A 19,960-nucleotide genomic window follows, 5' to 3' on the forward strand; every position below is an offset into this window, starting at 1 on the left:
CATGGGCGTCTGGATCGACACGGACATGGGCTTCGACGACATCGCCGCCATTCTGGTGGTGGGACAGTCGGAATTCGAGATCGACGGAATATCACTGGTCTTCGGCAATACGCCGCTGCCGCAGGTGAGGATAAACGCCGCCGGCGCCGCCGGCGCCTTCGGCTGGACATTCCCCATCCACACCGGCCGCGCCATGCCCGTGCTCGGCAAGCTGGAAACCGCTCAAGCGATCCTCGGCGAAACCGGCATCCCCACTATCGGCAGGAGCCTGCCGCAGCCGGCGGCCCTTGCCGAAAGCGATGCCTTCGCAGCACTCTGCCGCTGGCTGGAGCGCAAAGGCCAGCACCGCATCCTGGCGCTTGGCCCGCTCACCAACATCGCCGCCGTGGCGCTTGCCCGGCCCGATCTTGCTGCCCGCATCAGCGAACTCGTCTGGATGGGCGGCGGCGTCACCAGCGGCAACCATACGGCCTCCGCCGAGTTCAACGCGCTCGCCGATCCCGAGGCCCTCTCGATCGTCATCGCCCATGGCCTGCCGCTGCGCATGGTCGATCTCGACCTCTGCCGCAAGGTGCTGGCCAGGCCCGAAGACGCCGAGCCGGTGCGCAATGCCGGCGGCGCCAATGCCGAACTCATCGCCGATATGTTTTCGGGTTATATCCGCATCGGCACCAGCCGTGGCCGCCCGGCCATGGCAATTTACGATCCTTCCGCCGCCGTCGCCTTCGTCGCTCCGGATATTGTCAGCTTCCGCCCCGCCCGTATCGACGTCGAGCTGCAGGGCGCCTTGACCCGCGGCCGCACCGTCGTCGAGACCCGCGCCACGCATGCGACCTTCAATGCGCAATTCGCCGCCGACATCGATGCCGACATGGCGCGTGTCATCATTCTCGCTGCCCTGGTCAACGAGGCCCGCAAATGAACGTCACCGCTCGCCAAGAACCCGCCGATCTCAACGATCCCGCCTTGCGGGCCCGCGCCGTCACCGCTGCGCGCGGCGATGCCCCCTTCGACATGCTGATCACCGGCGGCCGGCTGCTCGATGCGGTGACGGGCCTGACCCGGCAAGCCGATATCGGCCTCGTCGGCGCGCTGATATCAAGCGTTCATGCCCCGGCAAGCCGCACGGATGCCATCGAGATCATCGATGCGGCGGGCAGTATCCTGACGCCCGGCCTGATCGACACGCACATGCATATCGAAAGTTCGATGGTGACACCGGCCGAATATGCGAGCGCCGTCTTGCCACGCGGCGTCACCACGATCGTGTGGGATCCGCATGAATTCGGCAATGTCCACGGGCTCGACGGCGTGCGCTGGGCGATCGAGGCGGCGCGCAGCCTGCCGCTGCGTATGATCCTTCTCGCGCCCTCCTGCGTGCCCTCCGCGCCGGGCCTGGAACTTGCCGGCGCCGATTTCGATGCTGCGGTCGTCGCCGAGATGCTGCACTCCTCCGCCATCGGCGGCGTCGCCGAAGTGATGAACATGCGCGGCGTCATCGACAGCGATCCGCGCATGACTGCTATCGTCAATGCCGGCCTCGCCGCCGGCAAGCTCGTCTGCGGCCATGCCCGCGGCCTCGAAGGCGCCGATCTCAACGCCTTCATGGCGGCGGGCATCACCTCCGACCACGAACTTACCTCCGGCGCCGATCTCCTCGCCAAGCTTTCCGCCGGCCTGACGATCGAGCTGCGCGGCTCTCACGACCATCTGCTGCAGGAGTTCGTCGAGGTACTGAACGGTCTCGGCCACCTGCCCCCGACCATCACGCTCTGCACCGACGACGTCTTTCCTGACGAACTGCAGGAAGGTGGCGGCCTCGACGACGTCATCAGGCGCCTGGTGCGCTACGGCATGAAGCCGGAATGGGCCATCCGTGCCGCGACCTTCAACGCCGCACAACGTCTGAAGCGCTCCGATCTCGGCCTCGTCGCCGCCGGCCGCCGCGCCGACATCGTGCTCTTCGAAGACCTCGCGGAGTTCCGGGCGCGGCTCGTCATATCAGGCGGCCGCATCGTTGCCCGCAACGGCGGCATGCAGGTTGCCGTCCAGCAGATCGATACGGCGCCGCTTGTCAATTCGGTGAAGCTGCCGCCGCTGACCGAGAATGATTTTCGCATTCCGGCGAAGGGCGCGCGCGTCCGCGTCGCCACCATCGACCGCCCGCGCTTCACGCAATGGGGCGAGGCCGAAACCGAGGTCAGGGATGGTTTCGTCGTGCCGCCGGCCGGCAGCGCCATGATTTCGGTCGCCCATCGCCACGGCAAGACCGACGGCATCCCGCGCATCGGTTTCCTCACCGGCTGGGGTGAATGGCGCGGCGCTTTCTGTACCACCGTTTCGCATGACAGCCACAACCTCACCGTCTTCGGCGGCAATGCCGGCGACATGGCGCTCGCCGCCAACGCCGTCATATCAGCCGGCGGCGGCATGGCGGTCGCCAAGGACGGCAGGATCGAGGCGATGCTGCCGCTGCCGCTCTCAGGCCTAGTGACCGATGCCTCGCTGAAGGACACGGCGCTGGCCTTCGCCGGCATCCGCAAGGCGATGGAAAAGATCGTCACGTGGAAGCCGCCCTATCTGGTCTTCAAGGCCTGCTTCGGCGCCACGCTCGCCTGCAATGTCGGCCCGCATCAGACCGATCAGGGGATTGCCGATGTGGTAACGGGCAAGGTGCTGGAAAACCCCGTGCTGAAGGTCTTGTAAAGGCCGAGGGCGCGCAAGTTCCGTCATGAGGGGTGCCGTGTGCCCCTCAAACGAGGGGTGCCGTGTGCCCCTCAAACGCCTAACCGATCGAACCATGCGCCGTTACGGCAAATCCCGGTATGCGTTGTTCGATGAGGTTGACCGCAGCCAGCCCGTCGGGGCCTGCTGTCATCTTTTTCGGCCTCCGGTTCGGATCATTGTTGCAATTCATTCTTAATTGCACAATAGTCGAAACAAGGGTCGTCAAGCATTTTTTGCAAATCATTCCGAAGCGCAACTTGTTCGACTCTCCGCGGCTTTTGCAATTCGGTCGCAATAGCAGCAAGAGGAGAAATATATGCTCTATGGGGAAAGACGGTCGGTTTTGGCCGGAATGATAGGGGTGGCATTCGCAGCCGTGCTGGTTGCCTTTCCCGCCGCTGCCCAACAGACAACCAATTCGAAGTTCAAGGTGGTGACGACCTTCACGGTGATTGCCGACATGGCAAAAAACGTGGCCGGTGATGCCGCGATCGTGGAATCGATCACCAAGCCGGGCGCAGAGATCCACAACTATGCGCCGACGCCGGGTGACATACAGCGAGCACAAGGTGCACAGCTCATTCTCTGGAACGGCCTCAATCTGGAGCGCTGGTTCGAAAAGTTCTTCCAGAACCTGCACGACGTCCCCGGTGCGGTCGTCTCCGATGGCATCGAACCGATGGGCATCTCGGAAGGCCCTTACGAAGGCAAGCCCAATCCCCACGCCTGGATGTCGCCGAAGAACGCCCTGATCTACGTCGACAATATCCGGGATGCTTTCGCAAAGTATGATCCGGCGAATGCGGAGACCTACAAGGCTAACGCCGAGGCCTACAAGCAGAAGATCGAAGCGACGATCACTCCGATCCGTGCCACCCTCGAAAAAATTCCCGAGGACAAGCGCTGGCTGGTTTCAAGCGAGGGCGCCTTTTCCTATCTCGCACGCGATTTCGGGCTGAAGGAACTCTATCTCTGGCCAATCAACGCCGACCAGCAGGGCACGCCCCAGCAGGTCCGCAAGGTGATCGATGCGGTCGAGGAACACCAGATTCCAACCGTCTTCAGCGAAAGCACTGTTTCCGATAAACCGGCCCGGCAGGTGGCGCGCGAAACCGGTGCGCATTATGGCGGCGTGCTTTATGTCGACTCGCTGAGCGAAGCCGACGGCCCGGTGCCAACCTATATCGATCTTCTGCGCGTGACCTCCGATACGGTCGCGAAGGGTCTTGCCGATGGGTTGTCGCAATGACCGTGCTGGTTGGCAATCTTGTCCGTCCTGCATCCTCGGATGCGGGATCGGGGATCACGGTAAAGGATGCGACCGTCACTTACCGCAACGGACATACGGCCCTGAGGGACGCGAGTTTCCAGATCCCCACGGGCACGATCGCCGCGCTGGTCGGTGTCAACGGTTCCGGCAAGTCCACGCTCTTCAAGTCGATCATGGGTTTCGTGCGTCTCGCCAGGGGCCACATTCGCGTACTTGGCATGCCGGTCGAAGAGGCGCTGCGCAAGAACCTCGTCGCCTATGTGCCGCAATCGGAAGAAGTCGACTGGAACTTCCCGGTGCTGGTCGAGGATGTCGTGATGATGGGACGCTACGGCCACATGGGCATGATGCGCATCCCGAAGGCCGCAGACCACGAGGCAGTGGCCTCCGCGCTCGCCCGCGTCGCCATGAGCGAGTTCCGCAAGCGCCAGATCGGCGAGCTCTCCGGCGGTCAGCGGAAGCGGGTCTTTTTGGCGCGAGCCCTGGCACAGGACGGCCGGGTCATTCTGCTCGATGAACCCTTTACCGGTGTCGACGTAAAGACCGAGGACCAGATCACCAAGCTCCTGCGCGAACTGCGGGATGAAGGCCGCGTCATGCTGGTCTCCACCCACAATCTCGGCTCCGTGCCGGAATTCTGCGACCGGACCATCCTGATCAAGGGCACGGTGCTCGCCTACGGCCCGACCGTCGAGACTTTTACGCAGGAAAATCTGGAAAAGACCTTTGGCGGCGTGCTGCGTCATTTCGTGTTCAGCGAAGCGCAGAACGGCAGGCCAACGTCGATCGGCGTCATAACCGATGATGAGCGCCCCCTGATCCTGCAGGGTGGAAAAGCGACCGCCCGAAGGTCCGATAGTGGCAATGGGGGTCGGGAATGATAGCCGACCTCCTGCAGCCCTTCACCTATGAATACATGCTCAATGCCATGTGGGTGTCCGCCCTTGTCGGCGGCGTCTGCGCTTTCCTCTCCTGTTATCTGATGCTGAAAGGCTGGTCGCTGATCGGCGACGCGCTCTCGCACGCGATCGTTCCCGGCGTCGCCGGCGCCTATATGCTCGGACTTCCCTTTTCGATCGGAGCCTTCTTTTCCGGAGGGCTCGCTGCCGCAGCGATGCTTTTCCTCAACCAGCGCACCAAACTGAAGGAAGATGCCATCATCGGCCTGATCTTCTCCTCTTTCTTCGGGCTGGGCCTGTTCATGGTTTCGCTCCAGCCTATGGCGGTCAACATCCAGACGATCGTGCTCGGCAACATTCTCGCCATCACGCCCGAGGATACGCTGCAACTCGCCATCATCGGCTTCGTGTCGCTCGCTGTCCTGCTCGTCAAATGGAAGGACCTGATGGTCACTTTCTTCGACGAGAGCCATGCCCGATCGATCGGTCTCAATCCGACCGCTCTCAAGGTCATTTTCTTCACGTTGCTGTCTGCCTCCACCGTCGCGGCGTTGCAGACAGTCGGTGCATTCCTCGTCATCTGCATGGTGGTGACGCCCGGCGCGACCGCCTATCTGCTGACCGACCGCTTCCCGCGGCTGCTTGTGATCGCAGTCATCATCGGATCGATGACCAGTTTCGTCGGCGCTTATGCGAGTTACTTCCTCGATGGCGCGACAGGCGGCATCATTGTCGTACTGCAGACGGCAATCTTCCTGATCGCGTTCCTCTTCGCACCCAAACACGGCATGCTGGCGGCGCGCAGACGCGCCGCGCAGGCGCTGGAGGTAGCGCCGTGAACATGGTCGAGACGCTTCTTTCGCCTTTCCAGTTCGGCTTCATGGTCAATGCGCTGGTGATCTCGGTGCTGGTCGCAATCCCGATGGCGCTGTTGTCCTGTTTCCTGGTTCTAAAAGGCTGGTCTCTGATGGGAGACGCCATCAGCCACGCCGTCTTCCCCGGCGTGGTTATCGCCTATATCGTCGGCATACCCTTCGCGATCGGCGCCTTCGTGGCCGGCATGTTTTGCGCTATCGCCACCGGTTTCCTGAAAGATAACAGCCGTATCAAACAGGATACGGTGATGGGCATCGTTTTCTCCGGCATGTTCGGGCTCGGCCTGGTCCTTTATGTCAAGATCCAGTCCGACGTGCACCTCGACCACATCCTGTTCGGCGACATGCTCGGCGTCTCCTGGCGCGACATCGGGCAGTCGGCCGTCATCGCTGCGATCACAGCTGTCATTCTTGGTGTGAAATGGAAGGACTTCCTGCTGCACGCCTTCGACCCCGCCCAGGCGAGAGCGGTGGGCCTCAGGATCAACCTGCTGCATTACGGCCTTCTCGCCCTCATCTCGCTGACGATCGTCGGCGCCTTGCAGGCGGTCGGCATCATCCTTTCGATCGCCATGCTGATTGCGCCGGGAGCCATCGCCTTCCTGCTCACCCGCAAGTTCAGCACGATGCTGCTCCTCTCCGTCGCCATTGCCGTGATCGGTTCCTTTGTCGGTGTCTACCTGTCCTTCTTCATCGACAGCGCGCCGGCGCCGACCATTGTGCTTGTGCTGGCGATCGGCTTCGTGTTCGCCTTCATCCATGCCACGCGCGGGACAGCAAGGGTTGAGGAATCGCCGATGGACTGATGGACATTGACGAAGTCGCTGTACGGAGGGCAATTGTTGCCAACGCAGAATGCAGAGAGGCGCGTAACGGTCGCTTTTGAATTGCCGCCTAATTCCTAAAATCGATTCCGATTCAGGCAATTAGGCAGCAGATAATCAAACCTTCAACTCCCGCTCGACCAGCGCCACCCAATAGGCCGCCCCATATCCAAGCGCTTCATCGTTGAAATCATAGGCCGTGTTGTGATGCAGCGCCCCGTCCACCGCCGGACCGTTGCCGAGCCAGACATAGCAGCCCGGCGCGTTCTGGGCGAAGAAGGCGAAATCGTCGCCTGCCGTCGACGGCGGAAAGCTTGTCTGCACCTTCCCGCCGAAGACCGAGCCGGCGGCTGCCAGCGCCCGTGCGGTCGCATCCGCGTCATTGATGACAGGCGGAATCCGCCGCTCGAATGCATAGTCCACAGCAATGCCGTACATGGCCGCAGTGCCATGCGCCAATCGTCCGATCTCGGTCTCCAACTGGTCGCGCACATCGGGCGAATAGGCCCGCGCCGTCCCACCGATCTCGACGATATCAGGAATGACGTTCAGAGCCTTCGAGTCGCCCGCCTGTAGGAAACAGGCGCTGACGACGGCCGGTTGCAGCGGATCGACCACCCGTCCGACGATCGTCTGCAGCGATGACAGGAAGGTCCCGGCCGCCGTGATCGGATCGCGGCCGAGATGCGGCTTGGCACCGTGCGTGCCGGTCCCACGGAAGGTCATGCGCCAGCTGTCGGAGGAGGCAAGCTGCGGCCCCTCGACCACGGCGATCTCATCGACCGCAAGCCCAGGCATGTTATGCAGCCCATAAACGGCATCGCAGGGGAAAAGCGTGAACAGCCCCTCCTCGACCATGCGCCTTGCTCCGCCTCGCCCTTCTTCGGCCGGCTGGAAGATGAAATGCACCGTGCCGGAAAAATCCTGCGTTGCCGCAAGATGCCGCGCGGCGCCAAGCAGCATCGCCGTATGACCGTCATGGCCGCAGGCATGCATCTTTCCGGGCACGGTCGATTTATGGGGCCGCTCCGCCATTTCAGGCATGGCGAGCGCATCCATGTCGGCGCGCAGCCCGATCCTGCGTGTGCCGTTGCCGAGCTGCAGCGTGCCGACCACGCCGGTGGCGCCGAGGTCGCGATGCACCGTGATGCCAGCTTCTTCAAGAAGCCTCGCGACGATGCCGGCGGTACGCTCCTCCTCGAAACCGAGTTCGGGATGGGCGTGCAGGTCGCGGCGCAGGGAGGTCAGAAACGGCAGATCCTCCTTGATCCGGGCGGGAATGCTCATCGCGCAATGCTCCTGGGGCCTGGAGATCCTGTCAAGCGAAACGGGCGCCCAACCGGCGCCCGCGTCAGATTATCTCTTGTTCATCAACCAGGCAGTAAGTTCAACCCCCGAACAGGATGATTTCAGGCCGGGCCTAAAATCTGAATCCTATTCTACATTATATAGTTAGAGCATGATGTCGTCCGAAAACCGCTTACACTTTTCGGCATCATGCTCTAGCCCTCCTCGACGAACACCTCCTCACGCTTCTTCTTGACGCTCGGCAGGAAAACGACAATGAGGACGGCGACCGCAATGGCCAGAAGAATGGCGCTGATCGGCCGCGTAACGAAGGTGGTCGGATCGCCGCGCGACAGGATCATGGCGCGCCGGAGGTTTTCTTCGAGCAATGGCCCGAGCACGAAGCCGAGCAGAAGTGGCGCCGGCTCACAGCGAAGCTTCGCCAGCACATAGCCGATGAGCCCGAAGAAGGCGACGGCGTAGAGATCGTAGACGTTGGCGTTGACGCTGTAGACCCCGATCGAGCAGAAGGCCATGATGATGGGGAAGAGCACGTAGTAAGGCACGGTCAAGAGCTTCACCCAGAGCCCGATCAGCGGCAGGTTAAGGATGACCAGCATCAGGTTGCCGATCCACATCGAGGCGATGATACCCCAGAACAGCGCCGGCTGCTCGGTGGCAACGTTCGGACCGGGTACGATGCCCTGGATGATCATCGCCCCGACCATCAGCGCCATGACCGGATTGGCCGGAATGCCGAGCGTCAAGAGCGGAATGAACGAAGTCTGCGCGCCGGCATTGTTTGCCGATTCCGGTCCCGCAACGCCGGCGACCGCGCCTTTGCCGAATTCCTCCGGCGTTTTCGACATCCGTTTTTCCACCGTATAGGAGGCAAAGGCCGCGAGAATGGCACCACCACCCGGCAGGATGCCGAGCGCCGAGCCGATCGCCGTACCGCGAATGACCGGCGCAATCATCTCCTTGAATTCCTGGCGGGACGGCAAAAGGCCGGTGACCTTGGCCATCAGCACCGTGCGTGTCGACTCGCCCTCGAGGTTGCGCAGGATTTCCGCCACCCCGAACACACCGACGGCAAGCGCCACGAAGTTCAGCCCGTCCGCATATTCACGGATGCCGAGCGTGAAGCGTGGCGTGCCGGTGTAGATGTCGGTGCCGACGAGGCCGAGCAGCAGCCCAAGCGCCACCATGGCCAGCGCCTTGACGATCGAGCCATGCGCGAGCGCGATCGAGGAGACGAGGCCGACGATCATCAGCGAGAAATATTCCGCCGAGCCGAACTGCAGCGCGATTGCGGTCAGCGGCGGTGCGAAGATCGCGACGAGAAAGGTCGAGACCGTGCCGGCAAAAAACGAGCCGAGCGCCGCGATCGCAAGCGCTGCGCCGGCCCGGCCCTTGCGGGCCATCTGGTAGCCGTCGATCGCGGTCACGGCCGAGGAGGATTCGCCCGGCATGTTGATCAGGATCGCCGTCGTCGAGCCGCCGTACTGCGCGCCGTAATAGATGCCGGCGAGCATGATCAGCGAGGAAACCGGCTCAAGCTGGAAGGTGATCGGCAAGAGCATGGCGATCGTCGCCGTGGCGCCGATGCCTGGCAGCACGCCGATCAGCGTGCCGAGCAGCACGCCGATCAAGCAGAAGAGCAGGTTTTCCGGAGTGCCGGCTGTTGCAAAACCGAGCGCGAGATTGCTGAAAAGATCCATCATCGTCTCCTAGAACCGGACCCAGGGGCCGAAGCGCTCGAACGGCAGCCCGAGCCCGTAGCTGAAGACCCCGACCGAAAAGATGGTCAGCAGCAACGACAGCACGATCGCGAGGAATACGTTCATCTTTTGCGATGCGAAGCAGGCGATGAAGGCGGTGAGGAACAGTGACGGCGCGAAGCCGAGCCCGCGCACCGTCAGCCCGAAGAACACCGGCGCCGGCAGGATGAAGAGCATGCCGCGCCAGGCAAACGGGTCGATCGGCTCGCCCTCGACCCGCAGCGCCTGAATGAAGATGATCGCGCCGAGAAGCACGAGCACACCGGCAAGCACCAGCGGGAAATAACCAGGCCCCATGCGCACCGTCGTGCCGAGGTCGAGCCCCAGCGACTGGATGGCGAAAAAAGCGCCGGTCGCGACGAAAAGCGCGCCGCAAATCGCATTGGTGGTATCGAAACTGATGGATTTCATGGTGTCTCCTGGGGAGATGGTTCGTGACGCACTGCTGCTGCGATTGCCCTCATCCGCCTGCCGGCACCTTCTCCCCGCATGCGGGGAGAAGGGAAAGTGCTGCAAGCCCTTCGCCCCTTGCCGCCGTCGAGTGACGCAAGTCCCCTCTCCCCGCAAGCGGGGAGAGGGTTAGGGTGAGGGGCTTATCCGGCATGTCCTTACGAGGATAATCCTCAGTCGGCATATTCGCCAGCGGCCTCGATCACCGTTTTCCAGCGGGCAATCTCGCTTTCGAGCTTGGCCTTCAGCGCAGCCGGCGTCGCATCGGCGTCGGAGGATGGCGCCGTGCCGAGCTCGGCGAAGCGGGCGCCGACATTCGCATCCTTCAGCGCCACCTGCAGCGACTTCGACAGGCGTTCGTTGATCTCAGCCGGCGTGCCCTTCGGCGTATAGATGCCGTGCCAGATGCCGACTTCAAAACCCGGCAGACCGGCTTCGACGGCCGTCGGAATGTCCTTCATCACGTCAAGCCGTTTGGGCGAGGTCACGGCATAGGCCTTGATCGTGCCGCCCTGGATCTGCTTCGTCGTGTTGGTCGTCTGGTCGCACATGACGTCGACCTGACCGCCGAGCAGATCGGTCATGGCAGGGCCGGTGCCCTTGTAGGGAACGGTTGTGAGCGGCGTCTGGATGGCGCTCATGAACATCATGCCGCAGAGATGCGAAGCCGCACCGATGCCGGCATTGGCGACCGTCACCTTGTCCTTGTTGGCCTTGATATAATCGATCAGCCCCTTGAGGTCGGCCGGCTCCATGTCCTTGCGGGCGACAATCGTCATCGGCACCTCGGTGACGAGGCCGACATAGTCGAAGGCGCCAAGCGTGTCATAGGCGAGCTTGCGGTAGAGCGTGGCGCTGGTCGCCATGCCGATATGGTGCAGCAGGATGGTGTAACCGTCGGGATCGGCATTCGCCACGCGGCCAGCGCCGAGCGTGCCGCCGGCGCCGCCGACATTTTCGACGACGATCTGCTGGCCGAGATCCTTCGACATGGATTCGGCGACCAGGCGCGCGACGGTATCCGTCGGGCCGCCGGCCGCAAAGGGCACGACCATGGTGATGGTGCGCTCGGGATAGGTCTGCGCCGAAGCGGCGCCGGCGAGAAGAGAGACCGCGGCAGCCGCGGTCAGGCCGAGCATGGCCTTCAGAATTTTCATCGTTTCCTCCCTGATGAAATAAGCAAGCCCGCCGACACATCCTCCGCGCCGGTTCGGATAGCATATTTGCCGCCTGGAAAAATCGACCCGCAATCATTGCATGCGCTTTCGAAAGACGATTTTATGACAGTGCGATGCAGCATGGGTCGATTTGGAAACAAACGGCTCTGGCGGTGGGTGGAAATCCACCCATCGCACCGCGAGATTGCAGCACCGCCCCAGCTCCGAGCTAGCTTTCGGTGGTCAGCATCCGCTTGTCGAGACCGTATTTCTGCATCTTTTCGTAGAGAGTCTTCCGGGAAATGCCGAGCGACTCATAGACCGGCCTGAGGCTGCCGCCATGCGCCACCAGCGCGCTGGCAATGACCCCGCGTTCGAATTCGGCGACACGCTCCGCAAGCCCGGTCGCCTCCTCGGCTTGCCGCCCGCCATTGTCAAGACCGAGGACCAGACGGTCGGCGGCATTCCTCAGCTCACGCACATTGCCTGGCCAGTCGCGCTGAGCAATGTCGGAAATCACATCTGGCGGCACGGCCATCTCGTCGCGGCCGTAGCGGGCCGCCGCTTCCCGCACCAGCTGCAGGAAAAGCAGCGGAACATCCGCCCGCCGCTGCGACAAAGACGGCACGTGCAGCGTCGCGACGTTCAGCCGATAGAAGAGGTCGGCGCGAAAGCGCCCCGCCGCCACCTCTGCCTCCAGATCGACCTTGCTTGTCGCGATGAAGCGCACGTCGAGCGCCACGACCTCGTTCGAACCGAGCCTGGAGATCACCCGCTCCTGCAGCACCCGCAGGAACTTCGCCTGCAGGTCGAAGGGCATGGAGCCGATCTCGTCGAGCAGGATCGTGCCGCCGCGCCCATGTTCGAATTTTCCGTAACGCGGCCTCACCGCGCCCGGAAAGGCCCCCACCTCATGGCCGAAAAGCTCGCTCTCGATCAGGTTCGCCGGCAATGCGGCACAATTGATCGCGATGAACGGCCGGCTCGCCCGGGCGCTGATGTCGTGGAGCGCCCGCGCCACCACCTCCTTGCCGGCACCGGTTTCTCCGACGATCAGCGTATCGGCATCGCTCGCCCCAATCGCCCGGATGCGGTAGCGCAGATCCACCATCACCTGCGTCCGCCCCGGCAGCCGCGCCTCGATATCGTCGCGCTTGCCGGCAACCGCCTTGAGCAGCCGGTTTTCGAGCACGAGGCCGCGCCGCTCCATCGCCCGGCGGATGACGCCGGCAAGCATCTCCGGCGTGAACGGCTTCTCGATGAAATCATAGGCCCCTTCGCGCATCGCCTTCACCGCAAGCTGAACGTCGCCGTGGCCGGTGACGAGAATGACTGGTACCTCCGGGTCGAGCTCGCGAATCTTTTGCATCAGCGTCATGCCGTCCATGCCCGGCATGCGGATATCGCTGACGACGACGCCGGGAAAGCTGTAGCCGATCAGCTCCAGCACGTGGTCGCCGTTCGAATAGGTCTCGACACTGAAGCCGGAGAGCTCCAGCGCCTGCGCCGTGGAGCGGCGCAGTTCCTCCTCGTCGTCAACCAACAGGATCTTCGCATCGTTCATTCCGCTGCCTCCGGCATCAGCCCTGCCGCCGATCGCAGCTCGATGCGGAACACCGCGCCCCCTTCGGGATGATTGGCAGCTGTAAGGCTGCCGCCGAAATCCTTGATGATGTTATAGGAGATCGAAAGCCCGAGGCCGAGCCCCTTGCCGACGCCCTTCGTCGTGAAGAAGGGATCGAAGATACGCTCGGCGATCGCCGCCGGCACACCCGGCCCATGGTCCCGGACAGTCAGCACCACCTTGCCGGCCTCCTCGAAGGCCGAAACCTCGATGCGCCGATCATCCAGCCCTTCCACCGCATCGGCCGCATTCGAGATCACGTTCACCAGCACCTGCTGGAGACGCACTGAACCGGCGCGCACCACCGGCGGACGCGGCCCGAGAGCGAGCAACAGCTCGGCATCCGCCGCCTTCAGCCGCCAGGCGATGATCTCGAGCGTATCGCGCATCGCCTCGTCGAGGGAAACGGGACCAAGCTTCTCGTTCGGCTTGCGGGCGAAGTTGCGCAGGTGCCGGCTGATCGCAGCCATACGGTCGATCAGCCCGCCGATACGCCGGATATTGTCCCGCGCCTCCTCCGTCCGCCCACGGTCGATGAGAACGGAGGCGCTGTCTGTATAGGTCTTGGCGGCGGCGAGCGGCTGGTTGAACTCGTGCGAAAGGGCAGCCGACATCTGTCCCAGCCCGGCAAGCTTGCCCGCCTGGATCAGATCGGCCTGCGTCTGTCGGAGCTGGTGCTCGGTCAGCCGCCGTTCGGCGATTTCTTCTTCGATGCGGCTGTTGACGCGGGCAAGATCGGCTGTGCGCTCTTCGACGCGCCGCTCCAGTTCGTTGCGGGCTTCGGCTTGCATCTGCATGCGCTCGGCAAGCCGCGCCCGCCTCTGGCGCAGGACCGCGACCGCGAGCCCGGCGATGCAGAGGAAGAGAAAGACTGCCGCAAGCGCCGTGCGTGCCTGGGCACGGATGGAACTCGTCTCCATCAGCACGTTCACCGTCCAGTCCTCGGCCGGCATGTAATGCGAGAGCACCAGATACTCGCTCGAGCCGCGCTCGCCGGCCAGCGTCATCAGCTCATGCTGCTCGAAGTGGTGACGCCTCACCGGCAGCGCCGCCAGCCTGGCATTGGCATAACGCCGCGACGCCTCGGTGCGGGCGACGCGGTCGGCCGTCAGCGGCAGGATCGCGCCGTAGAGCCATTCCGGGCTGCCGGACATGAAGATGATGCCCTCCGGATCGGAGACGAAAATCTTGTATTCGCCGCCGCCCCAGGAGGATTCGATCATGTCGATATCGACCTTGAAGACGATGACGCCACGAATATCCGCGCCGGTTCGGATCGGTGCGGCAAAATAATAGCCGCGCTTCAGCGAGGTGGTGCCGAGCGCGTAAAACCGTGCCTGCCGGCCTTCGATCGCATCCTGGAAATAGGGCCTGTAGCTGAAATTCTGTCCGACGAAGCTTGCAGGCCCATCGTAATTGCTGGCCGCGATCGTCTCTCCGTCTGGCTTGACCACATAGATATCGGAGGATTTCAGCAGCCCATTGATCTCCTTGAGATAGAGATTGGCCGCATCGCGCAGCGCCGCATCTTCAGGCGCGCTCACCAGTTCCTTGATGTCGTCATGATCGGCGATTAGCGCCGGCAGCGCCTCGTAGCGGTTGAGATGGCCGCTGAGTGCCGAAACGGCAAGGCGCAGTGCCGTCCCCGCCTGCGCCGAGGCTTCCTCCATATAGGCGCGCGTCGCAATCGCGCTCCCATAGGTGAAGAAGGCGAAGATGATCAGCGGCACCACCAGCAACGCCGCTATCGCACGATATTTCGAAGACAGAACCGGCTCCTCCCCTTTTCTGCCTCCACTCCCCAGCGAGGCATACCCAACGGACCGAGTTTAGAGGGGTGGTTAGGGATTTCCAAGGGGCCGCCGAAACTTGACACTCGGCAGGAGCGGATGTCCTATTGCTGCACCGCAAGGAGGCCCCGCCCATGAGCGACGACCAGACGCCCGCCGACAGCAAACTCACCACATCCAAGCGCCGCTGGGCGGCAGAGGGCAAGTTCCTGACCGGCCGTATCGGCCGTCCCGAAGCCGAGCGCCTGCCACCCGGCCAGCACCTTGTCAAGAACTGGCCTGTACTCGATCTCGGCCAGCAGCCAGTCATCTCGACCGAGACCTGGCGGCTCGAGGTGCGCGGCCTCGTCGAAACGACGCGCACCCTCACCTGGGCCGACTTCCAGGCGATCGAACAGAGCACGGGGGTGAGCGATATCCACTGCGTCACCACCTGGTCGCGCTACGACAACAGATGGAAGGGCGTTTCGACGCGCGATCTGCTTGACCTCGCCATGCCGAAGCCGGAAGCAGCTTACGTCATGCTGACGAGCTACGACGGCTATACCACGAACCTGCCGCTCGCCGATTTCGCCGCCGAGGATGCGATCCTCGCCACCGCCTGGGAAGGCCTACCGCTGACGCCGGAGCATGGCGGCCCGATGCGCCTCGTCGTGCCGCATCTCTATTTCTGGAAAAGCGCCAAATGGCTGCGCCGCATCGAGCTGATGCCTGCCGATCAGGCCGGCTTCTGGGAAAAGAACGGTTACCACATCTATGGCGATCCGTGGCGCGAGCAGCGCTATTCCGACGATTGAGCTTTCGGCCGCGAGAAACGGCGAAGCGCAAACACGCCAAGGCCGAACAAGGAGGCAAGCCCCGTCAGCGATGCCATGCTGGCGGCATGAAACGGGATCCCGCTCCAGCGCGGCTTGACGATATCGGCGGTGTTGAAGGCTTCGCCGCTGAACCGGCAGCTGATCAGCGCAAGCCCGCGCCGCACCATGTCGGCGTCGACCGCAGAAATGATTTCATCCGCCGCAGCAGCCTCCCGCGGCATCTCGCGCATCGAAAGCAAGACGGCCTTGGTCGCGGCGAGATAAGCATGGGCGCATTCGTTGAACGGGCTTTCCTCATCCGTCACGCTGCCCGGCATCCGGCCCCACAGACAGTAGGAATACTGGATATCGGCATAGTTCAGCACGCGCCGGAACGGCTCGTTTGTATCGACGGCGCGGGATGCAAGATCGATGATCCGACCGCGATAGTCAGATATGACAGCCATCTCGCCATGGGAGATTTGCGGGATATTCAGCCCGGCATGGCTGCCGCCGTCGCCGCGGCTATGGGCAAAAGCGCTTCCGGCGACCACACAAAAAAACGCGGCGGCAGAAAACGCCGTCAGCAGCAGTGGTCTGGCTCTGTCGTTTTTCATAATCGCCCGAAAAGTTCAGGGCCCCGGCAAAGCGGCGCCCTTCGATGCGTTCAGTGAAATGCCGTTGCCGGCCGGCCGCGTTGCCCGCCCTTAACGGCAAGCCGCTTTTCCGCCAGCGCCCCAAAGGCGAGGCCGAGCGTTGCCCAGAGGATCGCATGCATGCCGAGCGAGGTCGTGCGGAAGCCCCAGAGCACCATCGCCGAAAAGTTCTCCGGCACCTCGTTGATCGGCGGCAGCAGAGAGAGCACGAGGCCGATGAAGACGAGATAGGCGATTCCGGCGATGATCGCGCCGTTCCAGGAGCCGAAGCGCTCGGAGAGACGACGCGACAGCGCCACCGCAGCAATGAGTGCGGCAAGCGACACGACGATCATCAGGAAGAACAGTTCGGTCCTGACGCCGATCGTGTCGGGATTGCCGACCGCCGGCGGAGTGGCGGGATATTTGATGCTGGGAACAATCACGACCGCCACGAAGGCGGCAATGGCGATGACGGCCGAGGTGCCGCGCGCCGAAAGGCGGCTGAAGCGACCATGCACGAAGGCGAAGGCAAGCGCGAAGAGCCCGCCGACGGCGACGCTGTAGGCCATGACGCCGGTGAAAAGGCCGAGACCGGCTTGCGTGGCGCGGCTGACGATTTCAGGTTCGGCAGCTTCGCCGGCCGCTTGGGCGCTCGCCTCCTCGAAGGCGATCGCCGCATCGACCAGCGGCTCGCCGAAAGTATGGGCGAAAGCGAAAACGAGGATGCCGGCAATCAGGCCCGCGAGCATGCCGCGAAGCAGAAGGTTTCCAACCATGTCAGGAACTCCGATCGCGAAGCGCTTTAGTGGCAAGGAAAGCCGAGGAGATGGCGGCCGTCATGCACGAATTCGTGCACATACATGCCGTTGAACAGCGCCATCGCGCCCTCTTCGGTGCCGACGAAATAGAGGACGATGAGCATCAGCAGGCCGCCGAAGATCGCCCAGGGCAGGATCTCTCCTACGGGGATCGGCGCCGGTACAGCAACGGGCGCGAAAGTGGTGTCGGACATGTATTCCTCCGGGAATGACGCGTTCAGTCGAAAGAGTGCTTGTGCAGTAGGGTCTGACTTCCAGCGCGAAGAGCTTTCGACACGCTGGTCACAGTGGCGCGACCGCGCCGGACTTACACCGGCTTCCAAACCCGCAACAGCACGGTTATATCTGCACGCCGAAGAGACTGTCAACGAAACTTCACAAGCCGGCGAAGGACGCTGTCGCCGCATTCAGGGGAGACAAGAACGGCTGTGAACACGCGCCTCACCTGGATCTGCCACGGCGCGACGGCAGCAAGCCGCAAGGCCCTGTTCCCGCTCGACGAACCGCTGGAGGACAAGGCAGTGGAGGAAGCCGGCAGGATGATCCCCCCGCCCCGCGCCGACCGTATTGCCACGAGCCCCGCCTTGCGCGCCCGTCAGACTGCTGACGCGCTCCGCCTCGAAGCCCAAATAGATCAGGCGCTTTGCGACTGCGACCATGGCCGTTGGGCCGGCAGGTCGATCGCGGCGATCGGGACCGAAGAGCCGGAGAACCTGATTGGCTGGATGAGCGATCCGGAAGCGGCCCCGCATGGCGGTGAGAGCCTTCTTGATCTGCGCACGCGCATCGCCGGTTGGATGGATGGCCAGGCCGTCCTCGGCGGCCACGTGATCGCCATCAGCCATGCGGCCGTCATCCGGGCAGCGATCGTGCATGTGCTTCAGGCGCCACTCTCCTCCTTCTGGCTAAGCGACGTCGAGCCGCTTTCCGTCATCCGCATGACCAGCAACGGACAGCGCTGGTCTCTGCGCTTCCAGCATTAGAGACTGCTGATCTTATCCAGCTTTGCACAAGCAAATCGCGTCATCTCTGTTGAACCCGGCTTTGCGGGGACTACTTCCTTGTCCCAAGGAGATGGAAGAATGACATATGATTGGAGTGGCGAACGCACGCGACGCCTGCGTTTCATGCGTGTCGCCACAGTCACGGTTCTGGTCGGTCTCATTGTCAGCGTTCCGCTGCTGATCGTCACCGCCTGAAGCACGAGAAAGGGCGGGCGATGCATTGGCACGCTCGCCTTCGTTCTTTTCCCGCATCAGCGACCTCCCGATCCGGGATCGCGCTGACAACGACGCCCTGGTTCCCCACTAGCCCTGTCGGGTCTCTGCGGCACAGCAACAGGCTGCCGCCTCCGATAATTCGCCTTCTGGTTTCAACAAACATTTCAGACTTTCGTGATATTTCCGCGAAGGTGGAGATGGAGAAGGCATAATGCCGGTGTTTTTCCAAAGCAGGGCCGGAAGGCAATGCGTGTCGATCGTGGTGTCTGGAGTGACCCTCTGGCTTCTCGGCACGCTGCTACAGCTCGACGACAGCCTGGTCGCCTTCATGACCGGTTTCGGCGAGTACGGCGCCGACAAGCTCGTTCTTGCGCTCGGCATCGCCGGCGCCATGAGCTTCATCTATTCGGTGCTGCGCATCGCCGACCTGCGCAAGGAAATGGAACTGCGCGCCGCCGCCCAGGCAAAGGCCGATTGGACCGCAACCCACGACCATCTGACCAAGCTGCCGAACCGATACGCCTTCGAGCGCAAGATCCTCTCCCGGCCGATCAAGGACGACGAGGCCGAGATCGAGGAGTGGGACCACAACGTCACCATCTTCTCCGTCGACCTCGACGGCTTCAAGAAGGTCAACGATCTGGTCGGCCACAAGGGCGGCGACGTCCTGTTGATCGAGGTTGCCAGACGCATCTGCGCGCTCGGCAATGCCGATTGCGTCTATCGCTTCGGCGGCGACGAATTCATCATCGTCGCCTTTGCCCTGACGGCGCAGCGCGAGGAGCGTTTTGCCAAGCTGCTGATCCAGGCCGTCACCCGACCGATCCATATCGATGGTTTTGCCGTCGAAGTCGGCGCCAGCGTCGGCTATGACCGCTGGGCCGAAGGAGCCGAGCCGCTCGAAGATGCCGCCCACCGTGCCGACCTCGCCATGTACGAGGCGAAATCACGCGGGCCCAACCACTACCTCGTCTTCGAACCTTCGATGCAGGACAAGGTAACGGAACGCGCCGCGCTGGAAACCAGGCTTCGCGCCGCAATCTCCAACAAGGCGATCAAGCCCTTCTATCAGCCGCTGATCGACCTGAAGACCGGCCAACTCTGCGGCTTCGAGGCCTTAGCGCGTTGGATCGGCGACGACGGCGTCAACATTCCGCCGCCGGTCTTCATCGATATTGCCGAGGAAACCGGCATGATCACCGCATTGTTCGAGGACCTTCTCACCCAGGCCTGCAGCGACGCCCTCACCTGGCCAGAGCATGTGATGTTGTCCTTCAACGTCTCGCCGGTGCAGATGGAAGACAAATTGTTGACGTCGCGCATTCTCAAGGTTCTTTCGGCAAGCCGGCTGCCGCCGCAGCGTCTGGAAGTGGAGATCACCGAAAACGCGCTGATCCAGGATCCCGCCATCGCCGCGCTTATTCTCGACGAGCTGCACGCCGCCGGCATCCAGATCGCGCTCGACGATTTCGGCACGGGTTATTCGAGCCTCGCCCAGCTCGCCCGCTATCGTTTCGACAAGATCAAGATCGACAAAAGCTTCATCGCCACCTATCGCGACGACGAGCGCCAGGAGAAGATCGTCCGCGCCATGCTCGGCCTCGGCAGGAGCCTCAACATCAAGACGACGGCCGAAGGCATCGAGGAGCACGGCCAGCTCGCCTCCCTGCTGCAGCTTGGCTGCGACATCGGCCAGGGTTATCTCTTCGGCAAGGCGATGCCCGCCGCCGAGGCGGGCATCTTCATCAGCGATCGCAATGCCAGTCTGGCCTCCACGGCCTGACGGTATGCTCTAATCTTTTG

General features: G+C 62.9%; 18 protein-coding genes and 1 riboswitch. Of the genes, 9 read left to right on the forward strand and 9 right to left on the reverse strand.

The features are described from left to right. The first annotated feature begins 1 nt into the window (after position 1). The 6 genes from G9X67_RS32370 (at position 2) to G9X67_RS32395 (ending at position 6,577) form a co-directional block, all read left to right on the forward strand. A complete protein-coding gene (locus G9X67_RS32370) occupies positions 2–922 on the forward strand; it encodes a nucleoside hydrolase (RefSeq protein WP_171600593.1) in 921 nt (306 codons plus the stop codon). Next, positions 919–2,706, forward strand: coding sequence for an adenine deaminase (locus G9X67_RS32375; protein WP_171600594.1), 1,788 nt, complete (start codon positions 919–921; stop codon positions 2,704–2,706). The genes G9X67_RS32370 and G9X67_RS32375 overlap by 4 nt, the downstream gene beginning before the upstream one ends. Positions 2,707–3,043: 337 nt before the next feature. Continuing rightward, complete coding sequence (locus G9X67_RS32380; protein WP_138335022.1) at positions 3,044–3,976, forward strand: metal ABC transporter substrate-binding protein; 933 nt, start codon at positions 3,044–3,046, stop codon at positions 3,974–3,976. After that, positions 3,973–4,878 (forward strand): manganese/iron ABC transporter ATP-binding protein, encoded by a 906-nt coding sequence (locus G9X67_RS32385; protein ID WP_171600595.1) that lies wholly within the window; start codon positions 3,973–3,975, stop codon positions 4,876–4,878. Before G9X67_RS32380 ends, G9X67_RS32385 begins: the two co-directional genes overlap by 4 nt. After that, entirely contained in the window at positions 4,875–5,735 is an 861-nt protein-coding gene (sitC, locus tag G9X67_RS32390; RefSeq protein ID WP_171600596.1) for an iron/manganese ABC transporter permease subunit SitC, read from the forward strand. Before G9X67_RS32385 ends, sitC begins: the two co-directional genes overlap by 4 nt. Next, entirely contained in the window at positions 5,732–6,577 is an 846-nt protein-coding gene (locus G9X67_RS32395; RefSeq protein ID WP_029872008.1) for a metal ABC transporter permease, read from the forward strand. The genes sitC and G9X67_RS32395 overlap by 4 nt, the downstream gene beginning before the upstream one ends. Before the next feature lie 135 nt (positions 6,578–6,712). Here G9X67_RS32395 and G9X67_RS32400 read toward each other — a convergent pair whose 3' ends face one another. The 6 genes from G9X67_RS32400 to G9X67_RS32425 all read right to left on the reverse strand — a co-directional run bounded on the left by G9X67_RS32400 (position 6,713) and on the right by G9X67_RS32425 (position 14,627). Further along, positions 6,713–7,882: a M20 aminoacylase family protein gene (locus tag G9X67_RS32400; RefSeq protein WP_171600597.1), complete on the reverse strand. Its 1,170-nt coding sequence runs from the start codon at positions 7,880–7,882 to the stop codon at positions 6,713–6,715. A 215-nt stretch (positions 7,883–8,097) separates the two neighbouring features. Next, entirely contained in the window at positions 8,098–9,603 is a 1,506-nt protein-coding gene (locus G9X67_RS32405) for a tripartite tricarboxylate transporter permease (RefSeq protein ID WP_029872006.1), read from the reverse strand. A 9-nt stretch (positions 9,604–9,612) separates the two neighbouring features. Beyond that, a complete protein-coding gene (locus G9X67_RS32410; RefSeq protein ID WP_029872005.1) occupies positions 9,613–10,074 on the reverse strand; it encodes a tripartite tricarboxylate transporter TctB family protein in 462 nt (153 codons plus the stop codon). Between the two features lie 212 nt (positions 10,075–10,286). Next, a complete protein-coding gene (locus G9X67_RS32415) occupies positions 10,287–11,270 on the reverse strand; it encodes a tripartite tricarboxylate transporter substrate-binding protein (protein ID WP_029872004.1) in 984 nt (327 codons plus the stop codon). Positions 11,271–11,499: 229 nt separating this feature from the next. Next, complete coding sequence (locus tag G9X67_RS32420; protein ID WP_017961950.1) at positions 11,500–12,834, reverse strand: sigma-54 dependent transcriptional regulator; 1,335 nt, start codon at positions 12,832–12,834, stop codon at positions 11,500–11,502. Further along, positions 12,831–14,627, reverse strand: a complete 1,797-nt coding sequence (locus G9X67_RS32425; protein ID WP_348649133.1) for a sensor histidine kinase — start codon at positions 14,625–14,627, stop codon at positions 12,831–12,833. Before G9X67_RS32425 ends, G9X67_RS32420 begins: the two co-directional genes overlap by 4 nt. Before the next feature lie 191 nt (positions 14,628–14,818). Here G9X67_RS32425 and G9X67_RS32430 point away from each other — a divergent pair, with 191 nt between their 5' ends. Then, the gene (locus G9X67_RS32430; RefSeq protein WP_171600599.1) at positions 14,819–15,481 is read left to right on the forward strand and encodes a sulfite oxidase-like oxidoreductase; all 663 of its coding nucleotides are present in this window, start codon (positions 14,819–14,821) and stop codon (positions 15,479–15,481) included. Here G9X67_RS32430 and G9X67_RS32435 read toward each other — a convergent pair. Genes G9X67_RS32435 through G9X67_RS32445 form a run of 3 tightly spaced genes read right to left on the reverse strand, consistent with a single transcriptional unit; the run spans position 15,466 to position 17,131 of the window. Further along, on the reverse strand, positions 15,466–16,098 hold the full coding sequence (locus G9X67_RS32435; RefSeq protein ID WP_138333534.1) for a hypothetical protein: 633 nt from the start codon (positions 16,096–16,098) through the stop codon (positions 15,466–15,468). The two genes, G9X67_RS32430 and G9X67_RS32435, sit on opposite strands and share 16 nt — an antisense overlap. A gap of 50 nt (positions 16,099–16,148) precedes the next feature. Beyond that, a complete protein-coding gene (locus G9X67_RS32440; protein ID WP_138333532.1) occupies positions 16,149–16,895 on the reverse strand; it encodes a CbtA family protein in 747 nt (248 codons plus the stop codon). Positions 16,896–16,921: 26 nt separating this feature from the next. Beyond that, on the reverse strand, positions 16,922–17,131 hold the full coding sequence (locus G9X67_RS32445) for a CbtB domain-containing protein (RefSeq protein WP_003542661.1): 210 nt from the start codon (positions 17,129–17,131) through the stop codon (positions 16,922–16,924). A 51-nt stretch (positions 17,132–17,182) separates the two neighbouring features. After that, a riboswitch (cobalamin riboswitch) is annotated at positions 17,183–17,258 on the reverse strand. A gap of 107 nt (positions 17,259–17,365) precedes the next feature. On the opposite strand from G9X67_RS32445, the gene G9X67_RS32450 reads away from it, so the two are divergent. Further along, a complete protein-coding gene (locus G9X67_RS32450) occupies positions 17,366–17,920 on the forward strand; it encodes a histidine phosphatase family protein (protein ID WP_171600600.1) in 555 nt (184 codons plus the stop codon). Between the two features lie 448 nt (positions 17,921–18,368). Further along, positions 18,369–19,940 carry a bifunctional diguanylate cyclase/phosphodiesterase gene (locus tag G9X67_RS32455; RefSeq protein ID WP_171600601.1) on the forward strand — a complete coding sequence of 524 codons (1,572 nt, stop codon included), beginning with the start codon at positions 18,369–18,371 and terminating at the stop codon, positions 19,938–19,940. The last annotated feature ends 20 nt before the right edge of the window (positions 19,941–19,960 follow it).

The organism is Rhizobium sp. WYCCWR 11152 (genome assembly GCF_013087615.1).
GTDB classification, from domain to species: domain Bacteria; phylum Pseudomonadota; class Alphaproteobacteria; order Rhizobiales; family Rhizobiaceae; genus Rhizobium; species Rhizobium indicum.